Source organism: Serratia sp. HNCC26DJ244, from assembly GCF_057180565.1.
This window is the reverse complement of record NZ_JBXUGO010000127.1, coordinates 1-408: the sequence shown is the minus strand read 5'-3', so window position 1 is coordinate 408 and position 408 is coordinate 1. Positions and strand designations below refer to the sequence as shown.

Here is a 408-nt window from a genome sequence, read left to right as displayed (position 1 = left end):
CGGTGAGCACCAAGGTACCGGTCCCCAGGTTAATGCTGCCATTGTTGGTTAACGCCCCACTGGTCAGCACACCGCTGCCTAACAGCACCGTGCCCTCATTGGTGGTGCTTCCCACCTGTTGGTTGTAGCTATTGAGGTTAAAGGTACTGCCACTGTTCACGGCCAGTAAATGGGTACTCCCCAGCGCCCCACTGGCCCCCAGCAAGACCGTACCCCCACGGATGGTGGTGCTGCCGCTGTAACTGTTGGTGCTGTTGGAAAGGGTTAACGGCGCCAAGGTGCCGTCCAGTACAAGACCGCCGGTGCCAAACACGTTAACCAGTAAATCGTTGTTGGAGCCCGCCAGCCCATCAGTGGCTATCACCAACGCATCGGTGCCATCTTCCAGCAACTCCAGGGCGGTAAGGG

The 408-nt window shown here is 58.6% G+C and carries 1 pseudogene; it reads right to left on the bottom strand.

The features are described from left to right. Positions 1-408, bottom strand: a pseudogene (locus tag AC2A06_RS18905) (hypothetical protein); the annotation flags it as partial.